The organism is Dechloromonas sp. ZY10 (assembly GCF_041378895.1).
In the GTDB taxonomy this organism is placed as follows: Bacteria; Pseudomonadota; Gammaproteobacteria; order Burkholderiales; family Rhodocyclaceae; genus Azonexus; species Azonexus aquae.
In genome coordinates this window covers 1,657,914-1,677,316 of the sequence record NZ_CP144212.1, presented here as the reverse complement: position 1 = coordinate 1,677,316, position 19,403 = coordinate 1,657,914, and the positions used below count along the sequence as shown (strand labels likewise).

Annotated in this window: 15 protein-coding genes and 4 tRNA genes; 5 read left to right on the top strand and 14 right to left on the bottom strand. The window is 62.4% G+C overall.

Translation table 11 applies throughout. From position 1 onward, the window contains the following. The first annotated feature begins 29 nt into the window (after window positions 1–29). Window positions 30–638, top strand: a complete 609-nt coding sequence (locus tag VX159_RS07645; protein WP_371325377.1) for a YitT family protein — start codon at window positions 30–32, stop codon at window positions 636–638. 13 nt (window positions 639–651) lie between these two features. Here VX159_RS07645 and VX159_RS07640 read toward each other — a convergent pair whose 3' ends face one another. From VX159_RS07640 to VX159_RS07600, 9 genes are all read right to left on the bottom strand, one after another. Beyond that, complete coding sequence (locus tag VX159_RS07640) at window positions 652–3,951, bottom strand: EAL domain-containing protein (protein WP_371325376.1); 3,300 nt, start codon at window positions 3,949–3,951, stop codon at window positions 652–654. A gap of 180 nt (window positions 3,952–4,131) precedes the next feature. Next, on the bottom strand, window positions 4,132–4,593 hold the full coding sequence (locus VX159_RS07635; protein WP_371325375.1) for a DUF1178 family protein: 462 nt from the start codon (window positions 4,591–4,593) through the stop codon (window positions 4,132–4,134). Between the two features lie 15 nt (window positions 4,594–4,608). Beyond that, window positions 4,609–4,694: transfer RNA gene (locus VX159_RS07630), tRNA-Leu, on the bottom strand. 72 nt (window positions 4,695–4,766) lie between these two features. Beyond that, window positions 4,767–4,842 (bottom strand) — tRNA-Gly (locus VX159_RS07625). Window positions 4,843–4,850: 8 nt separating this feature from the next. Further along, window positions 4,851–4,924 (bottom strand) — tRNA-Cys (locus tag VX159_RS07620). Window positions 4,925–4,979: 55 nt separating this feature from the next. Next, window positions 4,980–5,055: transfer RNA gene (locus tag VX159_RS07615), tRNA-Gly, on the bottom strand. Window positions 5,056–5,095: 40 nt separating this feature from the next. Then, window positions 5,096–5,686, bottom strand: coding sequence for a CDP-diacylglycerol--glycerol-3-phosphate 3-phosphatidyltransferase (gene pgsA, locus VX159_RS07610; protein WP_371325374.1), 591 nt, complete (start codon window positions 5,684–5,686; stop codon window positions 5,096–5,098). Window positions 5,687–5,689: 3 nt separating this feature from the next. Then, the gene (gene uvrC / locus VX159_RS07605; protein WP_371325373.1) at window positions 5,690–7,585 is read right to left on the bottom strand and encodes an excinuclease ABC subunit UvrC; all 1,896 of its coding nucleotides are present in this window, start codon (window positions 7,583–7,585) and stop codon (window positions 5,690–5,692) included. A gap of 24 nt (window positions 7,586–7,609) precedes the next feature. Continuing rightward, window positions 7,610–8,305, bottom strand: coding sequence for a uracil-DNA glycosylase (locus VX159_RS07600; protein WP_371325372.1), 696 nt, complete (start codon window positions 8,303–8,305; stop codon window positions 7,610–7,612). Between the two features lie 50 nt (window positions 8,306–8,355). On the opposite strand from VX159_RS07600, the gene earP reads away from it, so the two are divergent. After that, window positions 8,356–9,474: an elongation factor P maturation arginine rhamnosyltransferase EarP gene (gene earP / locus VX159_RS07595; RefSeq protein ID WP_371325371.1), complete on the top strand. Its 1,119-nt coding sequence runs from the start codon at window positions 8,356–8,358 to the stop codon at window positions 9,472–9,474. A gap of 40 nt (window positions 9,475–9,514) precedes the next feature. Continuing rightward, window positions 9,515–10,075: an elongation factor P gene (gene efp / locus VX159_RS07590; protein WP_371325370.1), complete on the top strand. Its 561-nt coding sequence runs from the start codon at window positions 9,515–9,517 to the stop codon at window positions 10,073–10,075. A 357-nt stretch (window positions 10,076–10,432) separates the two neighbouring features. Here the strand turns inward: efp and VX159_RS07585 are convergent, their stop codons facing one another. Both VX159_RS07585 and radA read right to left on the bottom strand, forming a co-directional pair. Continuing rightward, window positions 10,433–12,931: an ABC transporter permease gene (locus VX159_RS07585; protein WP_371325369.1), complete on the bottom strand. Its 2,499-nt coding sequence runs from the start codon at window positions 12,929–12,931 to the stop codon at window positions 10,433–10,435. Between the two features lie 3 nt (window positions 12,932–12,934). Then, on the bottom strand, window positions 12,935–14,296 hold the full coding sequence (gene radA / locus VX159_RS07580; protein WP_371325368.1) for a DNA repair protein RadA: 1,362 nt from the start codon (window positions 14,294–14,296) through the stop codon (window positions 12,935–12,937). 100 nt (window positions 14,297–14,396) lie between these two features. Here radA and VX159_RS07575 point away from each other — a divergent pair, with 100 nt between their 5' ends. Beyond that, a complete protein-coding gene (locus VX159_RS07575) occupies window positions 14,397–14,897 on the top strand; it encodes a Crp/Fnr family transcriptional regulator (protein WP_371325367.1) in 501 nt (166 codons plus the stop codon). Between the two features lie 16 nt (window positions 14,898–14,913). Here VX159_RS07575 and alr read toward each other — a convergent pair whose 3' ends face one another. After that, window positions 14,914–16,002 carry an alanine racemase gene (gene alr, locus VX159_RS07570; RefSeq protein WP_371325366.1) on the bottom strand — a complete coding sequence of 363 codons (1,089 nt, stop codon included), beginning with the start codon at window positions 16,000–16,002 and terminating at the stop codon, window positions 14,914–14,916. A gap of 149 nt (window positions 16,003–16,151) precedes the next feature. Beyond that, window positions 16,152–17,051 (bottom strand): LysR substrate-binding domain-containing protein, encoded by a 900-nt coding sequence (locus tag VX159_RS07565; RefSeq protein ID WP_371325365.1) that lies wholly within the window; start codon window positions 17,049–17,051, stop codon window positions 16,152–16,154. Between the two features lie 170 nt (window positions 17,052–17,221). Between VX159_RS07565 and lplT the strand changes: the two genes are divergently transcribed. After that, a complete protein-coding gene (lplT, locus tag VX159_RS07560) occupies window positions 17,222–18,487 on the top strand; it encodes a lysophospholipid transporter LplT (RefSeq protein ID WP_371325364.1) in 1,266 nt (421 codons plus the stop codon). A gap of 101 nt (window positions 18,488–18,588) precedes the next feature. Here the strand turns inward: lplT and VX159_RS07555 are convergent, their stop codons facing one another. Further along, on the bottom strand, window positions 18,589–19,383 hold the full coding sequence (locus VX159_RS07555) for an enoyl-CoA hydratase-related protein (protein WP_371325363.1): 795 nt from the start codon (window positions 19,381–19,383) through the stop codon (window positions 18,589–18,591). Window positions 19,384–19,403: the final 20 nt, after the last annotated feature.

The following is a 19,403-nucleotide window of genomic DNA, read 5'->3' as shown; positions in this document are numbered from 1 at the left end:
ATCAGCGCAGCAAAACGGCAAAATACGGCATGCCTAAATCCGTACACCTACCCCACACCCTGTTCGAGGATGCCCAGGCCCTGCTGGTGGCACCATTGTTCGTTGCCCTTGGCGTTGCCCTGTTCCAGCAGGCCGGCCTGCTCTCCGGCGGCGCGGTCGGCCTTGCCTTCCTGTTGCACTACCTGCTTGACTGGCCGCTGCCCTGGCTGCTGTTCTCGGTCAACCTGCCTTTTTACCTCTTTGCCCTGCGGGCGATGGGCTGGACCTTCACGATCAAGACTTTCTGCACCGTCGCCCTGCTCTCACTATATGCAGCCTGGCTACCGCAGTGGATCGAGTTCACCCGGGTCGATCGCCTGTTTGCCGCCATCATGGGCGGCTTCATGGTCGGCGTCGGCCTGCTGATGATTGTCCGGCACAAGGCCAGCCTTGGCGGCATCGGAGTGCTGGCGCTGTACTGGCAAAACACCCGCGGCTGGCCGGCGGGCAAGGTCCAGATGGCGGCCGACCTGCTGATCCTGGTCGGCGGCCTGCTGATGCGCGACCCGTGGAGCGTGCTGCTCTCGGTGGTCGGCGCGCTGGCACTGAATCTGGTCCTGGCGGTGAATCACAAATCCGGGCGCTACATGGGCACCTGAGCCCTGGCCTGGCTCAGCGGCTGCGCAGCCAGGCAGCAAACTCAGTGGCCGGCATCGGCCGGGCAATCGCATACCCCTGCGCCTCATCGCAGCCTTCTGCCGCCAGCCAGGCCTGCTGCTCCGGATTTTCGATGCCTTCCGCAATGACCTTGAACCCCAGGCTATGGGCCATCGCGATGATCGCCCGGTTGATTGCCGCATCGTGGCAGCTATCGGGCAGATCGCGCACGAAAGCACGGTCGATCTTGAGGCTGTCGATCGGCAGATCCTTGAGGTAGGCGAGCGATGAGTAACCCGTCCCGAAATCGTCAACGGCCGTGGTCACGCCCAGCGCCTGGATGGCCAGCAAGGACTCGCGAGCAGTGGCCGCGTTGCTCATGATGAAGCTTTCGGTAATCTCGATTTCGAGCACCTCGGGTGGCACACCAACGGCCGCAAGGGTCCGCTGCAAAAGCCCCGGAAAATCGCTACGCTCAAGTTGCGGCGTTGCCACGTTGATCGCCAGGCGACCGAACTCGAGGCCGCCATCACGCCATGCCCGGGCTCGCTCGACCACCTCGGCAACCACCAGTTCGCCAATCGGCAAGATCAGGCCCGTGCGTTCAGCCAGCGGAATGAACTCGGCCGGAGGCACCAGCCCGCGCTCCGGATCGCGCCAGCGCAACAAGGCTTCGGCCCCGGTCAAGCGGCCGCTGTGCAGGCTGATTTGCGGCTGGAACCAGACTTCGAATTCATTGCGTTCGATTGCTCGCTTCAATGCCGCTTCGAGGCGCAAACGCTCCTGCGCCTTCTCCGTCATCCCGCTCTGGTAAAAACAATAGGTATTGCGCCCGGCCTCCTTGGCACCGTACATCGCGGCATCGGCATTGCGCACCAGTTCGATCGCGCTGCTGCCATCGGCGGGATAAACCGCAATGCCGATGCTGGCGCTGACCATGGCACCGGTCCCATCGAGATCGAACGGCCGCTCGATACTGAGCAAAATCTTGCGCACCACCTCGATCGCATCGCTGGCATCCCGCATATTGGCCAGGATCACCGCAAACTCGTCCCCCCCAAGACGTGCGACGGTATCCTCGACCCGCACACAATGGCTGAGACGGCCTGCCACCTGCGTCAGCAACTGGTCGCCGACCGGGTGGCCCAAGCTGTCGTTGATGTGCTTGAACCCATCCAGGTCAAGCAGCAGAACGGCAATCCCGTGCTGGTAGCGGGCAGCACGATCGATCGCATGCGCCAGACGATCCTGGAACAAGACCCGGTTGGGAAGATCGGTCAGCGGGTCAAAGTGGGCAAGATGCTCAAGACGCTCCTGCGAAAGCTTCAACGAGGATATATCGGAAAACACCCCGACGTAGTGCGTCACTTGCTGCTGGCGGTCGCGGATGGTACTGATCGACAGCCACTCGGGGTAGGCCTCCCCGGATTTGCGGCGGTTCCAGATTTCCCCCTGCCAGGTTCCGTTTTCGTTGATCGCAGCCCACATCGCCCGATAAAAATCCGGCGGCTGGCGCTCCGAACGCAGCATGCTCGGCTTCTGGCCCAAAGCCTCGGCCTCGCTATAGCCGGTAATTTCGCTAAAAGCCCGGTTGACCGCGACAATGACCCCGCTGACGTCGGTAATGATCACCCCTTCGGAGGTTGACGCCAGAATGGCTGCGGCCAGCTTCAACTGCTCCTCGTCCCGCTTGCGCTCGGTGATGTCAGTCGAAATTCCGACCACACCGCGAATCTCCCCATCGGCAAAAACCGGACACTTGATGGTCAGGTAATGATGCAAACCATCGGCTTCGAGGTTGATTTCCTCAAAACTGGTCCGCTTGCGCGAGGCGATCACCGCCAGATCGTTGCCTTCATGCTGTGCCGCGACTTCCGCCGGCATGAACTCGTGCCGGCTTTTGCCCAGCATCTGCTGCCGCGGCTGCCCGAGCACTTCCTCGAACTGCTGGTTGCACAACAACAAACGCGCCTGCGGATCGAAGACATAAATCACCGCGCCGGCACTTTCAACCAACGCCTGCAACAAATTGCGACTGGCTTGCAGTTCCTGCTCGGCACGCTTGCGCTCGGAAATATCGCGCACCTCGGCATAGACGATCTGCTGTTCGCGCATATTCACGGCAAGCAGCGTAACCTCGGCAGTAAACGGCTGGCCGTCGGCACGCAAGTGCATCCATTCGAAACGCATAACACCGCATCGCCTGGCCTCGGCAATCATCCGCTCCGACTTGAGCAGGGAAGATTCGCCGTCGGGCTGAAATTCCGGCGAAATCTGCGCCGGATGCAGAGTTTTGGTGGCGGAGGAAATTCCGAAAACCTGGCGTGCCACCTCATTCCAAGCCACGCACTCATTCCCCTCGACGATCCAGGCAGGATCGGGCGACAGTTCGAACAGCACCCGGAAACGCTCTTCCTCATCGCGCAGGCTGGCCTCAGCCCGTTCTCGCTCACGTACCTGCTGTTCGAGAATGGCATTGCGCTCGGCAAACAGTCGCAGATGACGGGAACGCAAGCCAATGATCAGCGCTAGCAGCAAACTGATCAGAATTCCCCCCTGGAAATAGGGCGAAGCGTAAAAACGACGAGACTCCCAGCCACCTACCGGCACTGCCGCCACCTGCCAGCTGCCGCCGGGGACCGCCACATCCATCAGGACCGGCTGCCGGGCAAAAACCTCCGGGTCGCCATCGACCATCGCACCGGCCGCACCGAGCCCGTCGCGACCGCGAATTGCAACCTGCAACGAGGTTGGCAAAGCCTCGCCCTCGGGCTGCAGCAGGCCATCGATATAGGCCACGATCGACACGGCGCCCCAGTAGGCTTCGCCTGCGGGCCGGCGGACAAAGACCGGGGTCCGCTGAATCAAGGCACGCCCCCCCTGAACCAACTCGACCGGCCCGGCCAGCAACGGCTCGCGCCGCTCACGGGCCAATTGCACCGTGCGCATTTGCTCCGGACGCGTGGCAAAAGCAAAGCCCAGAACCCGTTCATTGCCAGCCAGCGGATAGACATGATGGACGACATCGTCAGGTGCCACGGTGATGTTGCGCACATGAGGATTCTTGCCTATTGCCAGACGCGCCATCTCATTGAACAGCGGCCCGTCGATCCCCCCCTGCAGCGAGATCAGATGCACCAGCCCGTCGGTAGAATTGAAGGTTGCCTTGAGACTCCCTTCAATCCGGGCTCGTACCAGCGCCAACTCGACAATCACCTTGTTGCGTGCCTCAGAAGCCAGACGCTCGGCATCCAACTGCCCCACCGCCACGCTCGCCATCGCACCAAGAACGAAGGCAAACAGGCTCGGCAACACGGGAAAAGCAGCAAGACGGATCATCGAACGAGGGAGCAAGAAATGGGAAGGGATGAGCCCGCTACTGCTGCAGCAGGATATTTATCACCAAAGTAATATATCTCGCCCATCAAAGGCAAGCACCCGACCTGCCGGCATCGCCGTCGACCCGGAAAATTTCCTACCGGCGCCAGTCGCGGTTCAGTTCAGCTCGTTCGGATCAAGCGCAGGCAACGGCAGAACCGCAATCCCTTCGTCGTGCAAAGCAGCACACTCATCGGCACTCGCCTGCCCATGAATCGGACGTTCCGGAGCCTCGTGATAATGAATCCGCCGTGCTTCAGCGGCAAAACCGCGTCCCAGATCTTCGCTGCCAGCCAGCATTTGCTGCATGACCTGACGGTAGGCTGCTTTCAACTCACTGAGACTTGGCGGGATCGAGGAGTGGGTGGTAGTCCGCTGATCTGCACGGTCAGCCGGCGGAACAACGGCACGCGGTGACGAACCGATGGCAACCGCCGAAGGAACCCGCCGCACACTGCGCTCGGCACAATGCGGACAAAGCAGCAAACCTTCCTGCAATTGCCGATCAAAGTCGGCCGCATCGCGGAACCAGCCCTCAAAGCGGTGATCCTGAGCGCAGCAAAGGTCGTAGATGATCATGCGACAAAGTAGTTGTGGTGCCCGGGACGGGACTTGAACCCGTACACTCAAAGAGCGAGAGATTTTAAGTCTCTTGTGTCTACCGATTTCACCACCCGGGCAGGGTTGCAACTCTGGCGAGATACAGCCCAAAGCAAAAGAGGGAAAGCGCCAGGCACTTTCCCTCTTCCAACTGGAGCGGCAGAAGAGTCTCGAACTCTCGACCTATACCTTGGCAAGGTATCGCTCTACCAACTGAGCTACTGCCGCATGTTTTTTGGAGGCGCGAGCCGGAGTCGAACCGACCTACACGGATTTGCAATCCGGTGCATAACCGCTTTGCTATCGCGCCATGCCTCAAACCTGCTTTTACTACAGAAGAAGTCAGCGACTTCTCGGAAAAATTCTGGAGCGGCAGAAGAGTCTCGAACTCTCGACCTATACCTTGGCAAGGTATCGCTCTACCAACTGAGCTACTGCCGCGCTGAACTGAGCGCGCATTATAGACGACCAGATGGCCGTGTCAATACCCTTCGTCGATTTTCTTGCTCCTGCGGGCAATTTCGGGCCAGGCCATGCGCAGGTAATAGCCCATCGACCACAAGGTCAACAGTGCTGCAACCCACATCAGCAGACTGCCAGCCTGCTGCATATCGACCCCGGCCAGCGGCGACTGGAACAGCAGCATCGGGATTGCCACCATCTGGGCCGTGGTCTTGATCTTGCCCAGCATCGACACGGCAACGCTCTTGGAGGCACCGATCTTGGCCATCCATTCGCGCAATGCCGAAATGGTGATTTCGCGGCCAATGATGATGCTGGCAATGATTGCATCGGTACGCCCGAGCTGGACCAGCACAATCAAGGCCGCCGCCACCATCAGTTTGTCAGCCACCGGATCGAGGAAGGCCCCGAAGGCCGAGGTCTGGTTCAGGCGCCGCGCCAGGTAGCCGTCAGCCCAATCGGTGATCGCGGCGGCAATGAAGATCACCGTCGCGGCCAGGTTGCGCTCTTCCACGGTCAACCACGCCGCAGGCAGAAAATAGACAGTAATCAGCAGCGGAATCGCGACGATGCGCAGCCAGGTCAGGAAAATCGGTAAATTGAAAGGCATGCGTCAGTGTAAAGCATCGTGGATTTTCTGGGCTAGCTCCGGGCCGATCCCGGACACCGAAGCCAGTTGTTCGACGCTTGCCGCCTTGACCCCGGGCAAGCCGCCAAAACGCGCGACCAGCGCCTTGCGCCGGGCCGGACCAACGCCAGGCAGGCTTTCCAAAGTTGACGTCTTGCGCGGCTTGGCGCGCCGCGCACGGTGGCCGGTGATCGCAAAGCGATGCGCCTCGTCGCGTACCTCCTGGATCAGATGCAATGCCGGGTGCGTGGTCGCCAGATTGAGCGGTTCGCGGCCATCGGCAAAGATCAGTGTTTCCAGACCGGGCTTGCGTTCTTCGCCCTTGGCCACGCCGATCATCGGCAGATGCGCCAGCCCGAGGTCGCTCAACGCGGCAAACGCCGACCCGACCTGACCTTTACCGCCGTCGATCAGGATCAGGTCGGGCGCCTTGCCCTCGCCGCCGGCGAGCGCGTCGTAACGGCGGAACACCGCCTGACGCATCGCGGCGTAGTCATCGCCGGGCTGGATGTCGCGGATATTGAAGCGGCGATAGTCGGATTTTTTCATCCCATTGCCGTCATAGACGACGCAGGAAGCCACCGTCGCCTCGCCCTGGGTGTGGCTGATGTCGAAGCACTCGATCCGCTGCGGCAGTTCGGCCAGCTGCAAGACCTCCTGCAGCGCCTGCTGCCGCACTTCCTGCTGCTGCGTCGCCTGGTTGCGGGCGAGGATCGCCAGCTGCGCGTTCTGCCGCGCCATTTCGACCCAGGCCTTGTGCGCCAACGTGCGCGCGGCAAAGATCGGCACCGGCCGGCCGGCCAGCGCCGCCAGCTCCTCAGCCAGTTCGGCCTGCGGATTGCGCACTGCCGATTCGCCGCCCGCAGCCTCGCCACCGCCCTCTTCAGCCGCCTCGACGGGTTCAACCTCAGCCGGCAGCGGCGCCAGCAGCAATCTGGCCGGCGCCGGATGCGCGGCATAGTGCTGGCGAATGAAGGCGGCCAGCGCCTCGGCCTCGCTGCTGGCGCCACCTTCGGCAAAACCACCGCCGTGATTGGGAAACAGCGGCCGGTCTCCGAGGTGACGACCGCCGCGCACCATCGCCAGATTGACACAGAGTTGTCCTGCCTCATGCACGGCGACGACGATATCGACGTCCTCGCCCTTGCTGCTGGAGATGAACTGCTTTTCCTGCACCTGATGCAGCGACTGGATCTGGTCGCGATAGACCGCCGCCTGCTCGAAGGCTAGATTTTCGGCCGCCTTTTCCATCGCCTCGCTGAGCCGGCGGATCACCTCCTGCTGCTTGCCGAGCAGGAACATCGACGCCATCTGCACATCGGCGGCGTAATCCTCGGGCGAAATCAAGCCGACGCAGGGACCACTGCAGCGCTTGATCTGCGCCAGCAAACAGGGCCGCGAGCGATTGGCGAAGACGCTGTCCTCGCAAGTGCGCAGGCGGAACATTTTCTGCAGCAGGTGCGTCGTGTCGCGCACCGCCCAGGCCGACGGATAGGGGCCGAAATAATCGGCTTTGCGGTCCGGGTTGCCACGAAAGAAACCCAGCTTGGGATAGTCTCCACGGGTCAGGACAATGTAGGGATAAGACTTGTCGTCGCGAAAGAGGATGTTGTAGCGCGGCGCCAGCGACTTGATCAGGTTGTTTTCAAGCAGCAGCGCCTCGGCCTCGGTCCGGGTCACCGTGGTTTCGATGCTGGCAATGCGCGTAACCATGTGCGCAATGCGCGGACTCGGCAGATGGTCGCGAAAGTAAGACGCAACCCGGCGCTTCAGGTTTTTGGCCTTACCGACGTAAAGCACTTCGCCATCGGCGGCGAGCATGCGATAGACGCCAGGGAGTTCGGTCAGCGTCGCGAGAAAGGCTTTTGCGTCAAATGTCACGGTCAACCGTGGAAAAAGGAGTTTTTATCCAGCCAGGGGGGCGTCGAGCAGCGTCCGCACCTCGGCAAACACCGCCTCGAAACTCTCGCGGCTGAGCCGCCCGGTGCGCCAGTTGTAGCCGCTGCAATGGTAGCTATCGAGCAAAATGCGCCCGTCCGGCAAGGCATGACGAACATGGTGGCCAAAGGTGTAATGCGTCGGCTTTTCGCCATAGGCCCGCAGCAGGGCTTGATGCGCAACCAGACCGAGGGCAACGATCACCCGCAACTGCGGCATCGCGGCCAGTTCGACACGGAGATGGCCGTTGCACTGACGGATTTCGGCCGGGGTCGGCTTGTTGGCCGGCGGCAGGCAGCGCACCGCGTTGGTGATCCGGCAATCGTGCAGCTGCATTGCGGGGTTGGCCCATTGATCCGGGCCGAGCGGCTCGGCAGCACTGGCAAAGCCGAAACGGTGCAGCGCCGGGTAGAGCAGTTCGCCGGCGACGTCGCCGGTAAACGGTCGCCCAGTGCGGTTGGCACCGCGCTCGCCCGGCCCCAGGCCAAGCACCAGCAGGCGTGCGTCGAGAGGACCGAAAGCCGGCACCGGCCGGGCGTGCCAGTGCGGGTCGCGGGCGCGGATCATGGCCAGATGTTCGGCGAGGCGCGGACAATCGGTACAACCGACCGGCCCGGCCAGCGCGGGGTCGGCAAAAGCGGGGGAAGTTTGCAGCGTAGACATCAGTGGAATGTTAGCATGCGCCCGCCCTCCCCCACTCCAAGCAAGCCTCCATGCGTTTCGACCTATTCTGCCGCGTCATCGACAACTACGGCGACATTGGCGTCTGCTGGCGCCTTGCCCGCCAGCTCGCCGAGGAACATCGCACTCCGGTGCGCCTGTGGGTGGACGACCTGCGCAGCCTGCAGCCGCTGCTGCCGGCCAGCGACCCCGCCAGCCGCGCGCAATTGCTGCATGGAGTCGAAATTCGCCAGTGGGCCGACGAGTTCACCTCCCATTGGGACGCAGCGGCGCCAGATGCGGTTGGCGACGTGGTGATCGAAGCCTTCGCCTGCGAACTGCCACCTGCCTTCGTCGCCGCGATGGCCAAACGTTCACGGCCACCGGCCTGGATCAACCTCGAATACCTGAGCGCCGAAAGCTGGACCGAAGACTGCCACGGCCTGGCTTCGCCACACCCCAGCCTGGCCCTGACCAAGCACTTTTTCTTCCCCGGCTTTGGCGAACGCAGCGGCGGGCTGCTACGCGAAGGCAACCTGCTGGCGCGGCGTGACGCGATGCAAGCCGGCTTGAGCGAGGACGCACACGGTCGACCGCTGGAAATCAGCCTTTTCTGCTACGAACACGCACCGCTCTCCGACTGGCTGCAGGCCCTCGCCGCTGCCGGGCAACCGACCCGCATCCACGTTGCCGCCGGCAAGCCGCAAACTGCCCTCCGCACCCTGCTCGGCAAGGCTGCCGACGATCCCGGCCCCTGGTCGTGGGGGCCGCTCGAACTGATTCCTCTCCCTTTTCTGGCGCAGGCCGATTACGACGCGCTGCTCTGGCGCTGCGATCTCAACTGCATTCGCGGCGAAGACTCCTTTGTCCGCGCCCAGTGGGCCGCCCGGCCGCTGCTCTGGCACATTTACGCGCAGGCCGAGAACGCCCACCTCGACAAGCTCACCGCCTTTCTCGATCGCTATACCGCCGGGCTGTCGCCCGCCGCCGCTGCCGCAACGCGCGCCCTGCATCTGGCCTGGAATGGCGAACAACTGCCGTGCGAAATCTGGCCAGACTATTTGCAGCACTGGCCTGAATTGCGCGAACACGCCCGAAAGTGGGCTGCCGACCTCAGCCAAAAGGACGATCTGGCGACACGCCTCGTCAAATTCGTGGCCGGCAAGGTATAATCTAACGTTTTCCTTTTAAAGACATTTTGGAATTTCCCTCATGAAGACCGCACAGGAACTCCGCTCCGGTAACGTGATCATGGTCGGCACCGAGCCGCTCGTGGTGCAGAAGACTGAATACAACAAGTCCGGCCGCAACGCCGCCGTCGTCAAGATGAAGATGAAGAACCTGCTCTCCGGCAACCCGTCGGAAGCGGTCTACAAGGCCGACGACAAATTCGAAGTCGTCATCCTCGACAAGAAGGAAGTGACCTACTCCTACTTCGCCGATCCGATGTACGTGTTCATGGACGCCGAGTACAACCAGTACGAAGTCGAAGCCGAGAACATGACCGATGCGCTCAAGTACCTCGACGACGGCATGGCTTGCGAAGTGGTGTTCTACAACGGCAAGGCCATCTCGGTTGAACTGCCGACCACCCTGGTCCGCGAAGTCGAATACACCGAGCCGGCCGTCAAGGGCGATACCTCGGGCAAGGTGATGAAGCCGGCCCGCATCAAGCCGACCGGTTTCGAACTGCCGGTGCCGGCTTTCGTTGAAATCGGTGACAAGATCGAAATCGACACCCGTACCGACGAGTACAAGGGCCGCACCAAGTAAGCCCTCGGCAGCAAATGCCACAACCAATGGGCAGCTTCGGCTGCCCATTGTTTTTTCTCCGCCGTTTTGCCCTCACTTTGCAAGGAAGGCTGCCAGGAGTATTTTTTCCGGCGACAGAGTGCAACCGTGGAGGATTCTCATCAACGACAAGCCTGCCGACACGCGCCCCCCCCCTGAAAGCGACTGTCCTTCGGCGGACACTCGGAAAGTGGCGGTTTCGCTTGCAGCCAGTTTGACCGGGAAATACCCATCGAGAGGTGATCAAGCAAGCCACGGGCGCCTGAGCAACCTGCATGGATCTGCATGACCAGGACCGTGCACCGGGTTCCAGGACTCCTGGGACCCATCCCGAAAAAATCAGACCATCTCGCGCAATACCCGCCCCGGTGGAGTTCGTAGCAGGTGGCGAATGCTCCCGGCCGCACTCAGCAAGGTCAATAGCATCCCAGCCAGTGCGGCCAGCGGGACCAAGAACCAGGATCCGCCGCCGGCAATCCGCAGCACCTGCTCGGCCACCAGCATCCCCAGCAAGGAGGCGGCACCGCCGGCCAGCGTGCCAGCCAGCCCACCCACTGCGGCCAGTTCAACCAGCAGCGCCAGACGCAACTGACGCCGGGTCGCCCCCAGGGCACGCAACAAGGCTAATTCCTGCTGACGCTCGGCAAATGCTGCAAGCAGGGCCGCATGCAAGACCAGCACCCCGGCCAGCAGGGCAAAGATGAACACCACCCGAATCGTCACCGCCAGCTGAGTCATCAGCCGCTCGAACTGGCCCAGCATGGCCTCGACGTCAATCAGGGTCAGATTGGGAAATTCCGCCAGCAGCGCGTTGACCGTAGCAAACTGCTGCGGCTGCAGATGAAAGCTGGTGATATCGCTGGCCGGCGCCGATTCGAGCACCCCGGGCGGGGTCAGCACGAAGAAATTCACCCGTAACGAATCCCAGGCCAATTGGCGCAGAGCGACCACCCGAAAACAACGGTCCTGCCCGTCAATGCTGAAACAAAGCTCGTCACCCAGCTTGATTCCCAGGGTTTGGGCCAATCCGGCTTCGACTGAAGCTACCGGCTGGCCAACATCTGCCGGAGCAAACCAGCGGCCGGCGGTTATCCGGTTGCCCGTCGGCAGCTCGGCCCGCCAGGAGAGGTTGAACTCACGTTCGACCAGCCGTTGCGCCCGCTCGTCGTCAGGATAGGCTGCCGCACTCACCGGTCGCCCGGCAATCTGCAGCAGCCTGGCCCTTACCATCGGCGCCAGTTCGGCAACCACCCCCTGCTTGGCCAGAGCCGCCTGCACGGCACCGCGCTGCTCGGGCTGGATGTTGATCAGGAAATGGTTGGGTGCGTCCGCCGGAGTGGCTTGCTGCCAGGCCTGCAGTAGCTGCAGGCTGGTCACGCTGAGCAATAGCAAGGCCATCATCCCCAGCGCCAAAGCAACAATCTGCACGCTGTTGCTGTGCCGGTGGCGGACCAGATTGGCCAGCCCCTGGCGCCAGCCAGCCGCACCGAGCAGGACGCCCGCAGCACCGCGCAGACCGGCGGCCAGGGCAATCCCTGCCTGCGCCAGCAGCCAGAACAGCGCCACGGCCAGAGTGAAGCCACCCAGAACCAGTCCCCCCAGCCTAAGGTCACCGGCAAAATACAGCACCAGGCCAGCCAGCGCGAGTGCCCCGACCAAGACACTGAACCAGGTCGCGTGCGAAAGGCTGCCGAGTTCGCGCCGCAGTACACGCAAGCTGGGCACCCGAGCCAACTGGACCAGCGGCGGCCAGGCAAATCCGAACAGCAATACCGCAGCGAGCAGCCCGCCCTTGAGCAGCACCGACGGCAACTGCCACAGCAAGTCCGGCAGCGGCGGCAAGGCCAGCGCCAGTGCCTGCCCGACGCCGTCGAGCAGGAGACGATAGCCAAGATAGCCAAGCAACACCCCAAGGCCGCTCGCAGCCCCGACCACCACCAGAAACTGCAAGGCATGCAGGGACAACAGTTGCTGCTGGGTCAGACCGAGGCAGCGCAACAAGGCACAGGCATCCAGGTGACGCTGGGTGTAGCGGCGCGCTGCCAGCGCCACAGCGACGGCCGCCAGAACCACGGTCAACATCGCTGCCAACCCCAAAAAGCGCTCGATCCGATCGAGTGCGCTACGCATTTCGGGCCGGGCATTATCCAGACTTTCCAGGCGCTGCCCGCGCCCCAGGCGCGGTTTGGCCCAGGCAGCGAAGGCCGCAACGGCGGACGCCTCGCCAGCCACCAGCAGACGGTGGCGAATCCGGGCACCGAAACCAGTCAGACCGGTCGCAGCCAGATCTTCCTGCGCCAACATCAGGCGTGGTGCGAGACTGAAAAAACCGAAACCGCGGTCCGGCTCGCCGGTCAGTACCCCCCCCACTCGCAAAGCCAAGCGTCCCACCTGAATCTGATTCCCGGCCACCACCTGCAACGCAGCGGCCAGTCGCTCGTCAAGCCAGACCGAGCCGGCCGGAGGCGCGCCTGCTGGCTGCCCGGCAACTGTCAACTCGCCGCGCAGAGGATAAGCGGCACTGACCGCCTTGATCTCGGCCAACTGGCTACGGTCGCCAGCCAGCACCATGCTGGGAAAAATCTGGGTCGTTGCGCTGCGCAAACCATGCGAGGCAACGGCAGCATGGTACTCAGCCGACCAGGCCTGGTCGCCAACCAGCAACAGGTCGGCGCCGAGCAGGCGGCTGCCTTCCGTCGCCAAGGCGTGACGCACCCGCTGATCGAGCAGACCGACTGCGGTGGTCGCAGCCACGGCCAGCGCCAATGCCAGCAACAGCAGACGCAATTCGCGACCGCGCAATTCGCGGCAAAAAAACCGCCAGGCCAGCCGCAGCATCGTTCAGTCCAGTTCGCGGATGCGCATCACGGCCTCGTCGATCCGCCGTACCGCAATCACCTCGATCCCGGGAATCGGCTGGCGCGGCAGATTGGCCTCGGGGACCAGCGCCCGGGTAAAGCCCAGCTTGGCCGCCTCCTTAAGGCGCTCCTGACCGCGCGGCGCCGGGCGAATCTCGCCGGCCAGACCGACCTCGCCGAACACCACCAGCTTGCTCGGCAAGGGCTTGTTCTTGAGCGACGAGGCAATCGACATCAAGACCGCCAGGTCGGCGGCCGGCTCGCTGATCTTGACCCCGCCCACCGCATTGACGAACACATCCTGGTCAAAGCAGCCGATCCCGGCATGGCGGTGCAGCACCGCCAGCAACATCGCCAGCCGCTGCGCATCGAGGCCGACGGTCAGCCGGCGGGGATTGCCGTGCGCGGTATCGACCAGCGCCTGGATTTCGACCAGCAACGGCCGCGTCCCTTCCTGCGTCACCATCACGCAGGACCCTGCAACTTCCTGGCCGTGCTGCGACAAAAACAGCGCCGACGGGTTGTTCACCCCCTTGAGCCCGGTTTCGGTCATCGCAAACACACCGAGCTCATTGACCGCGCCAAAACGGTTCTTGAAAGCGCGGATCAGGCGAAAGCTCGAATGCGTATCGCCCTCAAAATAGAGCACGGTATCGACAATGTGCTCAAGCACGCGCGGGCCGGCCAGCGCACCTTCCTTGGTCACGTGCCCGACCAGGATCACCGTCGTCCCCGACTGTTTGGCCAGCCGCGTCAACTGCGCCGCGCATTCGCGCACCTGCGCCACCGAGCCGGGGGCACTCGACAACTGATCCGACCACAGGGTCTGGATCGAGTCGATCACCGCTACCTGCGGCTTTTCGCTTTGCAAGGCGGAAACGATGCGTTCAAGGTTGATCTCGGCCATCAAGCGCACCCGCTCGGCATCCAGCGTCAGCCGCCGCGCCCGCAGCGCAACCTGCTCGCCCGACTCCTCGCCGCTGACGTAAAGCACCGGGTGCGCCTGCGACAGCCTGGCCAGCGCCTGCAACAGCAAGGTACTTTTGCCGATCCCCGGGTCGCCGCCGATCAGCACCACGCCGCCGGCCACCAGACCGCCGCCGAGGGCGCGGTCGAACTCGCCGATCCCGGTAGGAATCCGCTCGGCCTCGCGGGCTTCAATTTCGGACAGGTTCTGCAGGCGCGCGGAAGGAGCCAGCGAATCGAAACGATGGTTGCCGGCAGCCTTTTCGGCCACGCCTTCGACCAGGGTATTCCAGGCGCTGCAGGCCGGACACTGGCCCTGCCACTTGGGACTGCTGGCACCACATTCGCCGCAGTAATAAACGGTTTTGCTTTTAGCCATGATCGGCGGGAGGATACACTAGCAGCCGTTCCCGGCAAGCATCGCCGGACATCCGCAGAGCCCTTGGGGCCCCGCCATCATCGACGTCGCCATACTGAAAATGAATCACTGGACCAAGGAAAAACTCGATTTCAACGATATTCAGCGGCTGATGTCGCGGCTGATTGAAAAGGTCAGCTTTTTGCAAGGACTGACCCACAAGGAAGTCCAGAAACTGCTCGAAAGCGCCGAAAAATGCACCTTCGAAGCAGGCGAGGCGATCGTTCGCCAAGGCAGCACCGGCGCCTTCCTCTATGTTCTGATCGAGGGCTCTGTCGCCGTGCTCAAGGCCCCCAGCCCGGCTGACGGCAAGCACCCTCCGAAAGAACTGGCGCGCCTGAATGCCGGCGACTGTTTTGGCGAAATGTCACTGGTCGACCGTGACAGCCGCTCGGCCTCGGTGATTGCGCTATCGCCCTGCGTGCTGATCCGGATCAACGAAAAGGCCTGCTGGAACGAACCGGTCGCCAGCGCCAAAATCTTTCACAACATCGCCCGTACCTTGAGCCGCCGCCTGCGGACGATGGATGAGGCTTTCGTCGTCGGTCGTTACGGCGACTGAAACGACCGGCGCCGGCTCAGCCGAGCGCCAGTGGCACGCGCGGAGCCAAGGCACAAAACAGTTCATAGGAAATCGTGCCGGCTGCCGCCGCCACCTCGTCGGCCGGCACCAGCCCCCCCTGCCCCGGCCCCCACAGGGTCACAGGGGCATCAAGACCGGCCTCGGGAATTTCACTCAGGTCACAGGCTAGCATGTCCATCGATACCCGCCCGACTGTACGCGTCCGCCGTCCGGCCACCGCAATCGGCGTGCCGCTTGGCGCATGCCGGGGATAACCGTCGGCATAGCCACAGGCGACGATACCGATCCGCATCGGCCGCTCGGCCACGAAAGTTCCGCCATAGCCGACCCGGTCGCCCGGCTGCAACTGCTGTACGCCGATGATTGCGCTTTCCAGCGCCATTGCCGGCTGCAGCCCGAGTTGTTCGGCGCTGCGCCCGGCAAACGGACTACCGCCGTAAAGCATGATCCCCGGCCGTACCCAGTCCCCATGCGTCTGCGGATGGTCGAGCAGCGCCGCCGAATTGGCCAGGGTCAGCGGCCCCATCCAATTCGGCACCAACTCGTGCAGACGTTGCAGTTGTCCGGCCACCCCACGCTCGCCGTCGGCCTCGGCAAAGTGGGTCATCAGCGTCACCCTGACCTCCGGCCGCGCAGCAAGGCTGGCCCAGACCGCCGGCAAATCGGTGGACACCAGGCCCAGCCGGTTCATTCCGGTATTCAATTTGAGACAGATTGCCAGGGGTTTCCCTGCTGGCAGGGAAGCCAGCAGCATTTCCAGCTGTTCGCGGCAGTGGACCGTGGAAACGATGTCATGCGCAACCACCGCCCGCGCATCGCGGCTACTGAAAACCCCTTCGAGCAACAGCAGCGGTTGGGCAATGCCGGCCTCGCGCAAGGCAAGCGCATTTTCGCATTCGAGCAGCGCAAAGCCATCGGCCTCAGCCCGCAGGGCCTCCACCGTTCGCCATTGGCCATGTCCGTAGGCATTCGCCTTGATTACTGCCCAGGCCTTGCTGCGCGGCGCTCGCGCCTTGGCCAGACGGTAATTGTGAAGAATGGCGGCGGGTAGGATGCGGGCACGGATCGGACGGGAAGTATTCATGAATCAGCAAAAAATAAAGGTCGGGCAACTCGATGCCGGGCACCGACGGAGAAAACCCGGAGTGCGGATTGTATTCGCTCCATCGGCCCAGGCGCGAGATTGCAGCAGCAAATCGCCCTCCCTGGCAAACCGGCTCGCTTTCTCCGCGATCACCCCGCCTCGTGCAATTGCCGAACGACAAAATCAATGAATGAACTCACCACCCGCGACTGGAAACGCTCCTGCGGATGAATCAGGTAGAGTTCGCGGCGGAGTGGCGGCTGCAGTGCAATTGCCCGCAATTCTCCCAACCGGCATTCCCGTTCAACCGCCAAGCGGGAAAGAATGGCAAAACCCAGCCCTCCTGCAACCGCCGCCTTCAGTGCCTCGGGACTGCCCAGCTCCATCAGTGTCTTGAGCCCCCGGGCAGCGATGCCTTGCTCACTGAAATAATGTTCGATCAGCTGCCGCGTCGCCGAGCCGGTTTCACGCCCGACATACTCATAATCCACCAGTTCGCGGGCACGGACCGTCGCCAGCCCGGCCAGCGGATGATCCGGCGCACAAACCATCGCCAGTTCATCGGCACGGCAACTGCGCCCGGCCACCCCGGGGAGCCGGGGAGCCAGCTCGACCAGAGCAAGATCGACGCTGCGCTCAGCCACGCGTTGTTCGAGGTTTTCGGAATTGGCGACCATCAGGGTCACCCGTACCCGGGGATAAAGGGCATTGAACTCACCCAGCAGGCGCGGCAGCATGTATTCGCCAATGCTTGCACTGGCGCCGAGCAGCAAGGGTCCCTGCATCTCGTCAGTCATTTCGGCCAGGCGAACTTCCAGTTCGTCGCCAAGGGCTAGAATCCTTTCAGCGTACGAAAGCACGAGTTCCCCCGCCGGGGTCAGAGAAATACCGCCATGGCGACGCTCGAACAGGCGAGCCCGGTACTGCTCCTCAAGCTGCCGGATCTGGAAGGTGACTGCCGGCTGGGTCATGAACAACGCTTCGGCCGCGCGGGTAAAGCTGAGATGCCTTGCCACCGCATGAAATACCTGCAAACGCCGATCCGCCATTACTTTTCTCACCGATTCCCGGAACCGGCATTATTCAATCATATCCGCAGGCAAACCGGGCACAATTCAGCCTTTGCCGCAAGCCTTGCGCCCGACTGCAAGCGCGGGTATAAACCCAGCCCGGAGTCTGGAGTTCTATAAGACACAACACTTCCGCGAGAATCTATCAAGTGCCCTTTGGCTTTTACATCATCATGGCTGCGCAGTTCTTTTCCGCGCTGGCCGACAACGCCTTGTTGATTGCCGCGATTGCGGCGCTGCGCGAAATGCAGGCGCCGCCCGAATACGAGCCACTGCTGAAGACCTTCTTCACTGTCTCCTACGTCGCTCTCGCTGCCTTTGTCGGAGCCTTTGCCGACTCGATGCCGAAAGGCAGGGTGATGTTCATCAGCAACGGGATCAAGATTTTTGGCTGCAGCCTGATGTTCTTCGGCGTTCACCCGCTGCTGGCCTACGCCGTCGTCGGCCTCGGCGCGGCAGCCTACTCCCCGGCCAAGTACGGAATCCTCACCGAATACCTGCCGCACCGCCTGCTGGTTGTCGCCAATGGCTGGATCGAGGGTCTCACCGTCGGCGCGATCATTCTCGGGGTGGTCATCGGCGGACTCCTGATCCGGCCCGACATCGGCGGTTCGATCCTGAGCTTTGATTTCCCGCTTTTCGACACTCCGATCGACAGCATCGGTGAAATGGCCCTGACCGTAATCGGCCTGCTCTACCTGCTGGCTGCCATTTTCAACTTGTACGTCCCGGACACCGGGGTCGATCACAAGCCGCTGAAAAAGAACCCGCTCTACCTGCTGCACGAATTCAACCACTGCCTGGTCCTCCTCTGGCGCGATAAACTCGGGCAGATTTCGCTGGCCGTGACCACGCTGTTCTGGGGCGCAGGCGCCACCCTGCAATTCATCGTGATCAAGTGGGCTGAAGTATCGTTACAGCTTGACCTGTCCAAATCCTCGATGTTGCAGGGCGTGGTTGCGATCGGCGTAGCCATCGGTGCCATCGTTGCCGCCCGGATGATCACCTTGCGCAAATCGGTACGGGTGATCCCGCTCGGGATTGCGATGGGCCTGATCGTGCTGGTGATGAACTTCGTGCACCAGATGTGGCTGGCGGTGCCACTGCTGATCCTGATTGGCGGCCTTTCCGGCTTCTTTGTCGTGCCGATGAATGCACTGCTGCAACACCGCGGCCATATCCTGATGGGAGCCGGCCATTCAATTGCGGTGCAGAACTTCAACGAAAACCTGTCGATCCTGATGATGACCGGGATCTACTACCTGCTGATCAAACTTGAGGTTTCGATCTACATCGTCGTCACCTTGTTCGGCCTGTTTGTCAGCGGCCTGATGTACCTGATCCGCGAACGCCATCTGGCCAACCAGCGAGCCCAGGACGACGTTTGCCATCTCGACGATAGCGCTCACCACTGAACGGCGACTCAGAAAACAGCCAGCCATGAAAAATCCCCGGGCAAACCGGGGATTTTTCATGGGCTATGCGCCACCACCGGCCAATCTCACCGTGAGCAGCCTCAGCGCCCCCCGGCCAGCATCCGCTGGACGGCCTCCAGATGCTCTGCTTCGTTGTGGCTGACCCCCTGGAATACCGCACACAGGTCGAGAAAATCCTTCAACTCCATCCGCTGCGCCATCTTCATCAGGCGCTTGGTCAGCCGTAACGCCTTTGGCGGCTGAGCCGCAAAGCGCTGCGCCAGCTCGGCAGCACGCGGAGCCAACTGCTCCGGCTCGACCACTTCAAGGACCAGGCCAAGCTCTCTGGCTTCAGCCGCATCGACGATACGTCCGCTCAAGGTCAGCTCAAAGGCTCGCTGATACCCGATCAGGCGCTGCATGAACCAGGCACCACCGTCGCCGGGAATGATCCCCAGATTGAGGAAGGTTTCGCCGAACCGGGCTCGGCTTGAAGCCAGTCGGATGTCCGCCATATTTGCCAGATCAAAACCGGCACCGATCGCCGGACCGTTAACCGCAGCAATGATTGGTACCTCGACCTGCTGCAGTGCCAACGGGATGCGCTGGATGCCGCGCCGATAACGGGTTGCGACCTCGGCCACATCGCCAGCAAAATCGCCACCGCGTTGTGCCATGTCCTTGATGTTGCCGCCAGCCGAAAAGGCCGACCCTAGGCCAGTCAGGACCAGGACCGAGATTTCGTCGCAAGCGTTGACCCATTCGGCAACACCGACAATGTCGTCGATCAGCGCCGTGCCGGTAAGCGCATTGCGAACATCATCGCGATTAAAGCTGAGGGTGGCAACACGGCCATCGACGCTGAGCAAGGCATCAGTGGTCTGGGGCAGGTTCATGCAGGTCTCCTGGTTAATTG